Here is a 12,874-nt window from a genome sequence, read left to right as displayed (position 1 = left end):
GCAATCGCTACTTCTGTTGCTGGACGTACTCCTCTTGTGGAATACCTTCCAGGGGCCATTTGTGAATGAGTTCAATAAATGCCATGCCTTCCAGAGGTTGAACTTTCGCCTTCAGGGTCTCTGCCGTGTCGTTGGCCTCTACTGGAATACGCTTTTGAATGAGAATGGGTCCGGAGTCTACACCTTCATCGATGAGATGAACGGTACAACCCGTTTCCTTGTCGTTGGCATCAATCACTGCCTGGTGAACATCAAGGTCCATCAATCCGGGATGCTTGGGAAGAAGGGACGGGTGAACATTGGCCACTTTGCCGAACCAATGGTGCACAAAATCGGCCGACAGGAAACGCATGTAGCCGATGCAGAGGACTAATTCAGCATTCACCTCGTGCAGGAGTTGAGTGACTTCTTTATCAAAGTCCTCCCGCTCCTTGTCTTTGGCCGAAATAAAATGATCAGGCAAGTTATGGCATCTCGCTCGCTCCAGGATGCCGGATTTTTTTCGGTTACTGATCACAGCGACGATGGTGGCGCTGAGTTCCCCGGATTCAATCGCATCGATAACAGGTTGGAGGGAAGACCCACGGGTCGATCCCAGGACAGCAACCTTTACTGTTTTTTCTGCCATTTATCCGCGAAGCTGGTTCATGTGTTGAACACGCTTGTTGATCAATGCTTCCGTTCCAATATCGGGCCTGTGAAATAGCTTTCCACTTACCTGATTGACCAAGCGCTCTGCTTCTTCCTCGGCTTGCGTAATCGTATCAGCCAGTCCAACTACAGCTGCGGTACGAGAACCGGTTGCAACCAGTTGCCCATCTTGCATATCGACCGCACCGAGAAAGAGTTGGTCTGGTTTTTCAATGGTACTTATGTCTACCGGGAAATTCTTTTCAGGGCTGTCAGGGTATCCTTCTGGGACGCTGTATTTGCAGACCGAAGCTTGTTGTTTAAAATCGACGTCGACGGAATCCAGCGTTTCGTTCCCGATGGCTAGACAGATTTCAATAAGATCGGCGTTCAGTAACGAAAGCAGATTCATGACTTCTGGATCTCCGAATCGTGCATTAAATTCAATGACACGGACACCTTGATTAGTCGCCATGTAGCCTCCGTAGAGTATGCCTTTGTATCCCTCGCCGGTTTTTTTTCTTAATGCTTCAACTACCAGGCGGTTAATCTCTTGGGATTCCGCAATGTCCTTTTGATTGATGAAAGGAAGACTATGATTCGCATCACTATAGGATCCCATTCCGCCTGTGTTGGGTCCCTTGTCATCCACGTATGCGCGCTTGTGGTCCTGAACCGGTGGCATGTGTTTGAGGGTAATTCCGTCGCAGAAGCTGAACATGGAGAACTCTTCTCCAATGCACTTTTCCTCAATTACAAAAGTGGAATTCGCATCAACAAGTTCCTGGCAATACTCATGGGCCTCTGCATGGGAATGTAAGTGATCCCCGGAAACTTTCACCCCTTTGCCTCCCATCAATCCATCTGCTTTCACCACATAATTTTCGCCGAGGGATTGAAGGAATTGCTCTACACCATCGACACTATCAAAATGCTTAAATGCCGGACATCCTGGAATGTTGTAATCGGCCATTAAATTGCGGGTGAACTGCTTACTTGTTTCGAGCATTGCCAGTTCTCGCTTGGGTCCCACTACAGGAATTCCAATGTCCCACAGTTTGTCGGCGACGCCGGTTTCCAGGGGTGCTTCGGGGCCAACGATAGCCAAGGTCGCTTTTTGTTCCTGCGCAAAACGGGCCACGGCTTCCGGATCTGTGATCGAGCCGCTCATGTAAGTGGCAGACAACTCTGCGATGCCTGGATTTTGGCTGGATCCAAATGTAACCAGTGTGTGGGAACGGTTGGAGCATGCGATGGACTTTGCGTATGCGTGTTCGCGTGCACCCGAACCAATGAGCAGAATAATGGGGTCTTGATCACTCATGAGGATTAGTAGCTTCTGCCACCTCGGTTTTCAAAATAGTTAATGAATGCCTGATTCAAAGCACGGTATCCACCTGGGGTAGGATACTCTCCCGTGAAATACCAGTCTCCTTTATGTTCAGGCAGGGCTTTTCGGAGGTTCTTAATGCTCTGGTAAATGATGGTGAGATTGCCATTCCAGAAATCCAGATCTGGTTGAACTTTTTGGCTGATCTTTGCAGAAATCTCCTCATCAGTGAAACAGTCATAAATACGCTTCACTTTATTCGTCAGTAGTTCTACCGGCTTTTTCGACTGTTCAAGGCAGTCCATATAAACATCGCGAATAAGCCCATCCCGTCCTTGGTCGATCAGGAGCTCAATCGCCGCTTCAAAGGCGATAAACTTATGCAACTGAGACATGTCGATACCATAGCAATCGGGATATCGGATCTGTGGCGCTGTCGAAACGATGATAATTTGTTTGGGCCGAAGTCGGGCCAAGATCTTGACGATCGATTGTTTTAGAGTGGTGCCTCGAACGATCGAGTCATCAAGACAAATCAAATTGTCAGTTTCTGCTACCGAGCCATAGGAAATATCATAAACGTGAGACGCTAAGTCCGTTCGTGCCTTTTCCTGGCTGATAAAGGTGCGGAGTTTGATGTCCTTCAGTGCCACCTTTTCTGATCGTGGCCAGTTGCTCATGATGACCTTGTCCAGGAACCCCTCGTCAATACCTCCATTTTGTGCCTGTTCAAGAATCTCCTGTTTAACCGCTTTTCGCCGTTTTTCATGAAGCCCGTCCATGAGACCGTAGTAGGCCACTTCAGCCGTATTCGGAATGAAGCTGAATACCGAATTCTCGAGGTCTTTATTAATGGTTTTGAGAATCGGTTTTACCAAAGCTTTTCCCAGGGCTTTGCGTTCCTGGTAAATATCATGGTCGTTACCACGAGAGAAATAGATGCGCTCGAAGGTGCAGGACACTCGTTCTTGCTGATCACGAATCTGGCATTTCTCAAGCTTGCCGTTGCGCTTTACGATGATGGCTTCGCCCGGGTTGATTTCATGGATGTCTTCAACTGACTTGGAAAAGACCGTCATTAGCGGGGCGCGCTCTGAAGCGATGGCTATGACTTCGTCATCTTCGAAGTAGTGAAAAGGCCGAATGCCCCAAGGATCCCGGGTAGCAAAACAATCACCATTGCCGATCATGCCTGCGATGGCGTAACCGCCGTCCCATTCTTTACTCGATTCCTTAAGGATCTCCGCTACGTCCAGTTTCTCCGAAATGGCTTTGGAATTATCCATGCCGGAGAGTCCTTTAACATCTCTGTTCTCATGGTAGAGTCGCCGGTGCTCTTCATCCAAGTGGTAACCGATTTCTTCGAGTATGGTTTGAGTATCCGTGTCGAAGATGGGGTGTTGCCCGCGGTCGATCAGGCGTTCGTTTAGTTCGCCTGTATTCGTCATGTTGAAATTGCCGGCAACCATCAGGTTACGTGTCGGCCAATTGTTACGACGAAAGTATGGATGGCAGCTGGTCTCAGTATAACCTCCTGAAGTCCCATACCTTAGATGACCAAGGAAAATCTCTGCTCCAAAATCAAAGTTTCCTTTTACGCTGGCCGGGAATTCGGGATGAATAATACCCGCATCGACCTTTTTGTTAAAGTCCTCCAGTAGTCGCCCAAATATCCGGTTCATGGAATTGGCCTCTACGCTCCGCTCACGGAACATGTAAGGTTTACCAGGATCGACATCGAGCTTTAGAGCACCCACGCCGGAGCCATCCTGTCCGCGATTGTGCTGCTTCTCCATAAGAAGAAAAAGTTGGAAGAAACCCCAGAGTGCGGAGTCGTATTTCCTTTGGTAGTGAGAAAGAGGCTTCTTAAGCCGAACGAGTGCGATGCCGCATTCGTGTTTGATCGGGTCGCTCATTGACTTACGTTCGTTTGCAGGTTTTTTGCGATACGTTCCATAGCAGGGGTTTCAAGGTCACCCATTCGAAAGGATTGTCCCGTGATCATTTCGTAGAGTTGCATGTAGCGGCTGGAGAGCTCAACGATCAGATCGTTGGGGGCTTGAGGAAGAACTTCGTCATGATAGGGATCGCAATGATCACTGAACCAGAGACGAATAAATTCTTTATCGATGTTCTCAGGATTCTCACCGGCTTGGAAACGCGCTTCATAAGAATCAGCGAGCCAGTATCTGCTGGAATCGGGCGTGTGGATTTCGTCAATGAGGCGAATCACACCATCCGCATCCTTGCCGAATTCGTATTTGGTATCGACTAAGATGAGGCCATGCTCTTTCGCCACTTCTTGGCCATAGGCGAACAATTCCAACGCCGCCTTCGAGCAAACTTCGAGATCCTCTTCGTTCATGATTCCCCGAGCTATGATCTCCTCCAGGCTTACTGGTTCGTCGTGTTCGGATTTGGTGGTTGGAGTGAGGATATTCGTTTCGAGTTTCTGACTCTTCACCATTCCATCTGGCAGGTCGTTGCCACAATAGTTTCGACTGCCATTTTTGTAATGAGACCAAATGGAAGTGCTGGTGGATCCAGTTATGTATCCACGAACAACAAACTCTACCATGAACACTTCACATTTCTTCCCAATGGTAACGGCTGGATCGGGGGCAGCCACAAAGTGATTGAGGATGATGTGGCTTGTCTTCTCAAACCACCACTTGCTTGTAAGATTGAGAACTTGGCCTTTAAAAGGGATCGCTGCCAATACGCGATCGAAGGCACTCAAGCGATCAGTGCTGACAAAGGTGACCTCTTTCTCTCCAGGATAAATATCTCGAACCTTCCCCTGGATCTTTTCACCCGGAAGGTTCGTTTCGGTGAGGCAGTTACTGATTTGGGAGCGGATAATTTCTAGGCGTTCCATGACATTAGGCAGAGTAGTAAACTGCGTCTTGGTAGAACGGATTAAACAAAATGTGGGTGTCCAAAATTTGTTGAAGCGTTTCTTGATCGTCTGAGTTTTCCAATTCGATTTCCCAGAGGGTCGAACGTTTGATCTCCTTAATTCCTTCTATGTGAAAGCGATCTTCCAAGGTCTCGAGTTTCTGCTTTCCGACTAAGTCTTCCTTATCGTGGACAAGGATGCGGATTTTCGAGTCACTTTCAGGAATTTCAGTGATGTATTCTTTGTTAGAGTTGAAGAGCTCACCGGTTTCGATGATTTGGTCTCGAATGCTTTCCGCAGCTTCGTTCAGTTGAACTTCCCAATGAGTCTTTCTGGTAATCCCAACTTTTATGCCCGCAACTTCAAGTGCCTTATGCACGGAGTGAGCAGTGTTGTCGGTAATGACGAGATTGATCGGTAGCTCAAACGCACTTTCTTTAGCCTGATACTGGCCCACTTCGATCTTAGGTGCCTTGAAGGTGCATGCGCTTTGATCAATTTGTTGATTTTCTTCAATATACTCCCGCATAGAAGAAAATATGGGATCGCCTGCTGCCACACGTTCCGGGTGGGGCATGATGGCCATGACGTTCCCGACTGGATTGGAAATAGCGGCCAAATTGTGAACGGAACCATTTGGATTGGTAGGGAAGCTGTTTACGATTTCTCCTGCAGCATCGCTGTAGCGAAACGGCGTTTGACCGTTGGCAATCATCTCCTGGAGGAGTTCGTCCGGAATGATGTACCGACCTTCTGCGTGAGCGAGAGGGATATGAATGGTTTCTCCTTCTTTCAGATGGCGGGTGAAAGCAGTGCGGTTGGAATCTATACTGGCTTTCAAATGGGCAAATACATTGTAGAAACCAGTGCCCAAAATGTGTCCGTCCTTTTCACGTCGGTTGGGGGCCAGTGCGAGACCGATACGGTAGTTTTTTAATCCAGGCACCATTCCGGTTTCTACGAGAATCTGTGCGCCATTGCATATGCCGAGCACAGGTTTTCCAGATTCGGATTGTTCGCGGATAATCTTCATGACCGGATCCAAAGAAGCAATGACTCCTGCTCGAGAGCGGTCTTCGTAGGAAAATCCTCCTACGATTACATAACCATCGAATACTTTAAGAAGCTCGTAGGATTGATTCCAGAGAAACTCTACGGGTTCCATTCCCGCACGTCTGACGGCAGCGATTGACTCTGTTTCGCAGTTGCTACCGGGAAACTGAATAATGGCGATTTTGATCATTTGTGTAAATGCACGTCGCAGGGGCCTTCAATGACTTGTCCGATTTCATAGGCAGGAATGTCCTCATAGTTACTGAGGATTTTCATGGCCGCATCTTTATCGCTTTCTCGAACTACGATGATGTAACCAATGCCCATATTGAATGTGCGAAACATCTCGTGGACTTCCACATTGCCAATTTGCTGGATGACTTCGAAGACCGGGAGGTTGGGCCACTTGCGAATATCAATCTCTGCACGGCAGTTATTGGGAAGAATACGAGGTACGTTTTCAAAAAATCCTCCCCCTGTGAGGTGGGCCATGCCGTGAACTTCTACTTCCGATTCGATGAGTTCGAATACGGGGCGCTTGTAGTTTACATGAGGAGCAAGCAGGGCTTCTCCTACGGTTGTTCCCAATTCAGGAATATTGCTTTCGGTTGTGTATCCTCCTACTTCGAAAAAGGCTTTGCGTGCCAGTGAGTAACCATTGGTCTGCAATCCTGAAGAGGCCAAGCCGATGATCACGTCTCCGGGCTGAATGGTGGATCCATTGATGAGTTTGTCTCGCTCAACGATTCCAGTCACACAACCTACGATATCGTGTTCATTTCTTTGGTACGTGCCTGGCATCTCAGCTGTTTCACCACCTACGAGGGATATCCCATTCTCCTTACATGTGTCGGTCATCCCTCGGACGATTTCCTCAACGATGGAAGGAACCAGTTTTGAGTTTGCGATGTAGTCAAGAAAGGTGAGGGGAGTCGCTCCGTGCACTATGATGTCGTTGCTAGTAGCGCTAACCACATCGATACCTAATCCATAGAACTTGCCGGCCATTTTACCGACTGAAACTTTTGTTCCGACTCCGTCGATGCTCTGGATCATGACGGGCTTTTCATAGCCTTGGACAATCTCGGTCAGATCGAACATTGAACCGAAACTACCGAGTCCGGTGAGCACGTGTGGAGAGAACGTACTTTTGACGTGATCTTTGATGCGGTCTACCGCTTCGTTTCCAGCATCGATGTCAACGCCAGCTGATTTGTAGTCGATTTTGCTCATAGTAATTTTTCACGAAGACCGTTTTGCCAGCGATCTTTCGCTTGGGTCAAAGTCAGGTCTATGGAGTCGTTGATTTTTAGTCGTTGGTTTGGGGTCGTTGTGCCAATGCGTTGGTGATTGAGGTCACGTTCGTTGAGAAGTTGAAGAACTGAGGATTCATGTTCAGGTGCCACTTCTATCAAGAAACCACCTGTTTCTGCAAAAAGGACACGGGACTGGGGGAGGTCGGAGTCGATGGAAACTTCGAAACCTATTTCGTTAGAAAAACTCATTTCGGCAAGGGCGACTGCTGTTCCTCCTTCGGATATATCGTGGGAGGCACGAACCCATTCAGCATCAATGAGGTCGATCATAGCGTAGATCTGCGCCTGCACTTCAACTAGATCCGGTTCAGGAACGTTGGCTCCGAGCTCGTTGTGTAAATCGTAGTAAATAGATCCACCGAGTTCGTCTTTGCGTGCTCCGATGAGGATGATTGAAGACCCGGATTCCTTGAAAGCTGCATCCACTGCTTTCGACGCATCCTCCAAGCGACCCAGACAACCGATGACCGGGCTAGGAGGAATACTGCCAGCTTTCGATTCATTGTATAAAGATACATTGCCGGCCACAATGGGGACCGCGTTACCTGGATGTTCTTTTAAGTGAATCGCTTTGCAGGCATCAGCCACGCCATGAATGCCTTCCACGAAGGCTCCCATTTGGCTTTCCTTTTCAGGATTTCCAAAACAGAGGCAGTCGGTAACCGCTTGTGGTGAACCGCCAACGGCGGCCACATTGCGGAAAGATTCTACCACCGCGTTGATGGCTCCAAATCTTGCATCGATCAGGCCGTAGCGTGGGTTTTGGTCGAGTGAGACAGCGATACCGGTATTTTGGATTTCTTCCGGGTATTCTATACCTTGAAAGGGTTTGATGACGCCTGCGTCGGCCTGCCCAGCTTCAAGAACGGTATTACCCTGAACTTGCTTGTCGTAGGTTTCGAAGACCGGAGCTCTTGAAGCAATATTCTCGTGGGCCAGTAGGTCCAAGAGTGTTTGAGAGTAATCCGAGGGTTCTGCCACCTCAGGTTCAGTCAGCTCTGGCTTGGTATATTTGTAAGGTCGATCGTAGACGAGACCTTCCGTAACTTCCTTCGCTTTAGCGTCGACAAGGATCTGTCCCTTATAGGTGACCTTGAATTGGCCGTCGTCGCGAATTTTACCTACCACGCAGGCGGCAGCTCCTTCGGAGATGTTGGGAAAGTCGAAGGTTTTGTTATAATGATCGAGAATGAGGGGTGTGACTTCAGACGGTGTGGCCCACATGAACCGTTCCTGGGTTTCGGAACATAGGATCACGGCCGGAGCCAGGTTTTCCATCCCTAGATGGACATCGTCTAGAAACACATCCGCGCCATAGCCGGCCGCATCTGCGATTTCCACACTGGCACAGGCAATTCCTCCCGCTCCCAGGTCTTTAAATCCAACGCGGTCGATGAGATTCTTTTCTTTGAGGATCTTTACCAACTCGTAGGTGGACTTCAAAATATGACGTTCAAGAAAGGCATTTGGATCCTGAACCGCGCCTTTGTTCTTTTCTTTTTCTTCTTCCTCTAGTTCAAGCGATGCAAATGAGGCTCCGCCAAATCCACTGATGTCTGTTGGCTTTCCAATGAGAATCAAATCGTAGCCATTAGCATTCTCAGGAGCAAAAGAGTGGATGATGTCTTCTTCGGCTATAGCCCCCAGTGTAAGGACGGTGACCAAACAGTTTTCATTGTATCCTGGGTGGTAGTAGAGGTCACCACAGACGTTGGGTATTCCGAGTGGGTTACCATAGCCGGCAATACCTGCTACTACTCCTTCATGAATCCACTTTGACTTGGGCTGCTTGATGTCGCCAAACCGAAGGCCATCACCGATCGCGATCACTTTGGCACCCATGCAACAGACGTCCCTTACATTGCCTCCCACTCCAGTGGCCGCTCCTTCGTAGGGAACGATCTGGCTAGGATGGTTGTGGGACTCATGGGAGAGGGCTATGCCGTACCGCTTGCCTGCATGGTCCGTCGCCACTCCAACAATGCCCGCATCTTCTTTGGGGCCGAGAATGACATTGGGTCCATCGGTAACAAATTTCCCAAGATGTACACGGCTACTTTTATAGGAGCAGTGTTCAGATCCTTGGATCGACCAAAGAACGCATTCAGCGAGAGTCGGGGGACGTTCAAGAATCTCATTCTGAATCTTCAGTGCTTCGTCTGGAGTCAGTGCGAGATTGTAATCCTTCAGCAATTGCTGAATCTCTTCGTTTGTCTTCTCGTTAAAGTCCAGGTGCTCGTCAGTTTGGGACATTTATGCGGAATGGATAGTAGGGTGGACGAGTAAAAGAAGTCATATTCCTAAAAGGTATGTCCAGTGCAAGGCAGATATTTAACATTGTGGTGTTTTGTGAATAACTGCCATTTTTCAATACTGGATTTTGTCTCTAGGTGGCTTGAAAGGCTCGGTTGATTCGTCCTTCAACCAGCCGAATGTCGATGAAGTCTTTGATACCCTCAACTCCCCAGATGTTGGGGCTCATGTACTCCTCGCCACGTCCCAGAAACTCATAATCTAGTTCGTTGGCAAATCGAAGGTCCGACCTGGAATCGCCAATATAAAGAATGTTTTCGAAGTCGCCTCCATATTCCTGTCTCGCGGCCATATGGGAGAACTTCATTGCTTCCTTCTTATATTCGTGTTCGCTGCAGGTGTAGAGAATCCAATCGCTAAAATCGAATCCTGCTGTAGTAAGCTTTAGCTCTGCAGACTCACGCCAGGCACCTGTGTTCACTGCAAACTTATGCTGTTTATGCGAAGCCAGGTATTCGACAAATTCTATGGCACCGGGAATGGGGGATAGGGCTCGTGGATTATTTTCAATTTGGGATCCTAAGAGTTTGAGGAAACTCTCTTTGCATTTCTCAACATGCTCCGGGTGGCATAGTTGACTGAGCTCTTCGCGCATGACTTCCCTGAGGATGCCGCTGTCAGTAGTATTGGTGTAAGCTGACCAATCACTTTTGATCTCTTTAATTCCTAGAGTTTCACAGACGGCCTTGGGATAGAGTTCGTTCTCCAGAGGCATGGAGTCCACCAGTGTGCCGTCTATGTCGAGTTGGATGAGGTTCATTAAACAGCTTTTGGTTTTCTTGGAAGAGTTTAGAATTTCCCAGGGAATCCTCCGCCTGGGAAGCCTCCCATCCCGCCTTTTTTCCCCATTATCTTCTGAATGCGCTTCATCTTACCACTCTTCATCATCTTCATCATTTTCTTCATCTGGGTGAATTGCTTGAGGAGTGCATTGACGTCGGCGACTTTCGTTCCCGAACCATTGGCAATTCGCATGCGGCGGCTGCCATTTAGAATCCCTGGCTTGGTTCGCTCGTAGGGAGTCATGGAAAGAATGATAGCTTCCGTTTGCCCCATTTGGCGGGTTTCTTTATCGCCTACTTCGATGCCGCTCATCCCAGGCATCATGCCCATGACTTTGTCTAAGGGCCCCATCTTCTTCACCTGCCGAATCTGTGACAGAAAGTCATTTAGATCGAATTCGGCACGCCGCATTTTTTCGGCCATGCGCTCAGCTTCGTCCTGATCAATTTTTTCCTGGGCTTGCTCAACCAGGGTCACCACATCACCCATGCCAAGAATGCGACCGGCCATACGGTCTGGGTGGAAGACCTCAAAGTCGTCCATCTTTTCCCCGGTGCCTGCAAACTTGATCGGCACATGGGTGATGGATTTCATGGAAAGTGCGGCTCCACCTCGGGCATCACCATCTAATTTCGTTAGAATGATACCGGTTAAACCGACTTCTTCATGGAAGTGGCTTGCTACATTCACAGCCTCCTGTCCAAGTGCCGAATCGCCTACGAGTAAGACTTCGTCGGGTTGGATGGTTTTGTGGAGCTTCTTTAGCTCCTCAACGAGATCCCCATCGATTTGTAAACGTCCGGCGGTGTCGAAAATGATAGCATTTGCTTGTTTTTCGCTTCCGTAACGAACGGCCTTCATGCCGATGGAGGGTACGTCCTTAGGATTTCGGTCAGCAAAGAACAGCAGTTCCTCCTGTTTAGCTAGGGTTTCCAATTGGTCGATAGCAGCAGGTCGGTAAACGTCGCAACCAACCACGAGCGTTTTCATGCCTCGTTTTTTGAGGTGGCGGGCGAGCTTGGCTGATGAAGTCGTTTTTCCGGCGCCGTGCAGTCCGATCATCATGATCTTGAGTGGGCGGTTTTCGGAAAGTTCAGCCGTACCTTCACCCAGGAGCTTAACGAGCTCGTCGTTGATGATTTTTACAACTTGCTGCCCTGGAGTTACTGATGCCAGGACGTCTTGTCCCATGCAGGCTTCTCTTACTTGGTCTACAAACTGACGAGCGACCTTGAAGTGGACGTCTGCAGAGAGCAGGGCAGTGCGGACCTCTTTCAAGGCCTCAGTCATGTTGTCCTCGGAAAGTTTTCCAACCCCGCGGAGATCGCGGATGGTCTTTCCAATTCTATCGGTCAGGTTATCGAACATGGTAGCTAGGTAGCAAAGGTCGGGAATTAAGAGGATGCTTTCCCGCGTTTCAAATTATTTCGACGAAAAAGAATGAGTCTTAGTTTTTTCGTTGCTCGTTGGGGGAAGGAGCCAATGGTTGCGCTATGATTTTGGGAATAGAAAGTTCCTGCGACGAGTCGGCCCTGGCAGTGTTTGATCCGCAGAAAGGATTGCTGGCTGATCTTGTATATTCTCAGATTGAAACTCACCAGGAATATGGCGGGATTGTTCCTGAACTTGCGAGTAGGGAGCACTTGGAGGCATTCGTGCCTTTGTTAGAGCAGCTTGAGCAGACCGTGCCACTTTCGAAGCTGACCATGATTGCCGTAACTTCGGGGCCTGGTTTGGCGAGTTGCCTAGCGCTGGGAATTGCTCTGGGCAGGAGTTTGTCTTTGGCGTTGGATTTACCCTTAGTCGGTGTGAATCATTTGAGAGGGCATGTCTTTTCTCCGTTTGTAGCCATGCATGCAGATAACCCAAGTGGCTTTGATGAGACCTTTGGTAAGTTGTTACCCCATCTGGGCCTCATTGTATCGGGTGGAAATACGGTGCTTTTCGAGATCGATGAGGACAGAAAGCTGACGGTGCTTGGTGAGACGATAGATGATGCTGCCGGCGAAGCACTCGATAAGGGGGCGAAACTACTCGGCATGCCTTATCCGGGAGGTCCCTTGATTGAGAAGTCCGCCCTGAATGGCGACGCAACACGATTCGAATTCCCTCGAGGGATGGTTCAATCTCCTGAAGTGAAATTCAGTTTCTCTGGATTGAAAACGAGTCTGCGCTATCGGCTTGAAAAGATGTCTGATGCCGACCTCGAAGAGGCCATGAGTGATATCTGCGCTAGTTATCAGCAAGCCGTGGTCGATGCCTTGGCGCTTAAGACAAAATCCGTCCTGAAGAGGGGACGTTTTAAGAGTCTGGGGTTATCTGGAGGAGTTGCCAACAATAGGATATTGCAGTCGGCATTTGAGAAAGTGGCTGAAAAGACGCGGGTTCCCTTGTTGGTTGCAGAACCCAAGCAAACGGGCGATAATGCCGGAATGATCTGTTTTGCGGCCTTTATGGATCCTTTGGGAATTGTGGAGGATGGCAATGGATTGGAAGTAAATCCCAGCTGGAAAGTGGGTTGAATTTTGCTTGCTCGTGGACCGTTTGTAA

General features: G+C 48.8%; 10 protein-coding genes. 1 reads left to right on the top strand and 9 read right to left on the bottom strand.

Annotation, left to right across the window (positions count from 1 at the left end; all coding sequences use genetic code 11):
- Positions 1-7: 7 nt before the first annotated feature.
- From purN to ffh, 9 genes are all read right to left on the bottom strand, one after another.
- Complete coding sequence (gene purN, locus GA003_10925) at positions 8-628, bottom strand: phosphoribosylglycinamide formyltransferase (protein ID QXD26560.1); 621 nt, start codon at positions 626-628, stop codon at positions 8-10.
- Complete coding sequence (purD, locus tag GA003_10920) at positions 629-1,954, bottom strand: phosphoribosylamine--glycine ligase (protein ID QXD26559.1); 1,326 nt, start codon at positions 1,952-1,954, stop codon at positions 629-631.
- 5 nt (positions 1,955-1,959) lie between these two features.
- Positions 1,960-3,876: an amidophosphoribosyltransferase gene (locus tag GA003_10915; GenBank protein QXD26558.1), complete on the bottom strand. Its 1,917-nt coding sequence runs from the start codon at positions 3,874-3,876 to the stop codon at positions 1,960-1,962.
- Positions 3,873-4,838 carry a phosphoribosylaminoimidazolesuccinocarboxamide synthase gene (locus tag GA003_10910; protein ID QXD26557.1) on the bottom strand — a complete coding sequence of 322 codons (966 nt, stop codon included), beginning with the start codon at positions 4,836-4,838 and terminating at the stop codon, positions 3,873-3,875. The genes GA003_10915 and GA003_10910 overlap by 4 nt, the downstream gene beginning before the upstream one ends.
- Positions 4,839-4,842: 4 nt before the next feature.
- Positions 4,843-6,099 carry a phosphoribosylformylglycinamidine synthase I gene (gene purQ, locus GA003_10905; protein ID QXD30412.1) on the bottom strand — a complete coding sequence of 419 codons (1,257 nt, stop codon included), beginning with the start codon at positions 6,097-6,099 and terminating at the stop codon, positions 4,843-4,845.
- Positions 6,099-7,145, bottom strand: a complete 1,047-nt coding sequence (gene purM, locus GA003_10900; GenBank protein QXD26556.1) for a phosphoribosylformylglycinamidine cyclo-ligase — start codon at positions 7,143-7,145, stop codon at positions 6,099-6,101. The genes purQ and purM overlap by 1 nt, the downstream gene beginning before the upstream one ends.
- Entirely contained in the window at positions 7,142-9,481 is a 2,340-nt protein-coding gene (purL, locus tag GA003_10895) for a phosphoribosylformylglycinamidine synthase subunit PurL (protein QXD26555.1), read from the bottom strand. Before purL ends, purM begins: the two co-directional genes overlap by 4 nt.
- Before the next feature lie 133 nt (positions 9,482-9,614).
- Positions 9,615-10,301, bottom strand: coding sequence for an HAD family hydrolase (locus GA003_10890; protein ID QXD26554.1), 687 nt, complete (start codon positions 10,299-10,301; stop codon positions 9,615-9,617).
- 29 nt (positions 10,302-10,330) lie between these two features.
- Entirely contained in the window at positions 10,331-11,692 is a 1,362-nt protein-coding gene (gene ffh / locus GA003_10885; protein QXD26553.1) for a signal recognition particle protein, read from the bottom strand.
- Positions 11,693-11,817: 125 nt separating this feature from the next.
- Here ffh and tsaD point away from each other — a divergent pair, with 125 nt between their 5' ends.
- A complete protein-coding gene (tsaD, locus tag GA003_10880) occupies positions 11,818-12,846 on the top strand; it encodes a tRNA (adenosine(37)-N6)-threonylcarbamoyltransferase complex transferase subunit TsaD (GenBank protein ID QXD26552.1) in 1,029 nt (342 codons plus the stop codon).
- The last annotated feature ends 28 nt before the right edge of the window (positions 12,847-12,874 follow it).

It is taken from the genome of Opitutia bacterium ISCC 52, assembly GCA_014529675.2.
Lineage (GTDB): Bacteria > Verrucomicrobiota > Verrucomicrobiia > Opitutales > UBA2995 > UBA2995.
This window is presented reverse-complemented; position numbering and strand designations above follow the sequence as displayed.

Excerpts from the sequence above, each read along its gene's own strand:
- purN (QXD26560.1), bottom strand. The coding sequence starts at position 628 with ATGGCAGAAAAAACAGTAAAGGTTGCTGTCCTGGGATCGACCCGTGGG.
- purD (QXD26559.1), bottom strand. The coding sequence starts at position 1,954 with ATGAGTGATCAAGACCCCATTATTCTGCTCATTGGTTCGGGTGCACGC.
- GA003_10915 (QXD26558.1), bottom strand. The coding sequence starts at position 3,876 with ATGAGCGACCCGATCAAACACGAATGCGGCATCGCACTCGTTCGGCTT.
- GA003_10910 (QXD26557.1), bottom strand. The coding sequence starts at position 4,838 with ATGGAACGCCTAGAAATTATCCGCTCCCAAATCAGTAACTGCCTCACC.
- purM (QXD26556.1), bottom strand. The coding sequence starts at position 7,145 with ATGAGCAAAATCGACTACAAATCAGCTGGCGTTGACATCGATGCTGGA.
- purL (QXD26555.1), bottom strand. The coding sequence starts at position 9,481 with ATGTCCCAAACTGACGAGCACCTGGACTTTAACGAGAAGACAAACGAA.
- GA003_10890 (QXD26554.1), bottom strand. The coding sequence starts at position 10,301 with ATGAACCTCATCCAACTCGACATAGACGGCACACTGGTGGACTCCATG.
- ffh (QXD26553.1), bottom strand. The coding sequence starts at position 11,692 with ATGTTCGATAACCTGACCGATAGAATTGGAAAGACCATCCGCGATCTC.
- tsaD (QXD26552.1), top strand. The coding sequence starts at position 11,818 with ATGATTTTGGGAATAGAAAGTTCCTGCGACGAGTCGGCCCTGGCAGTG.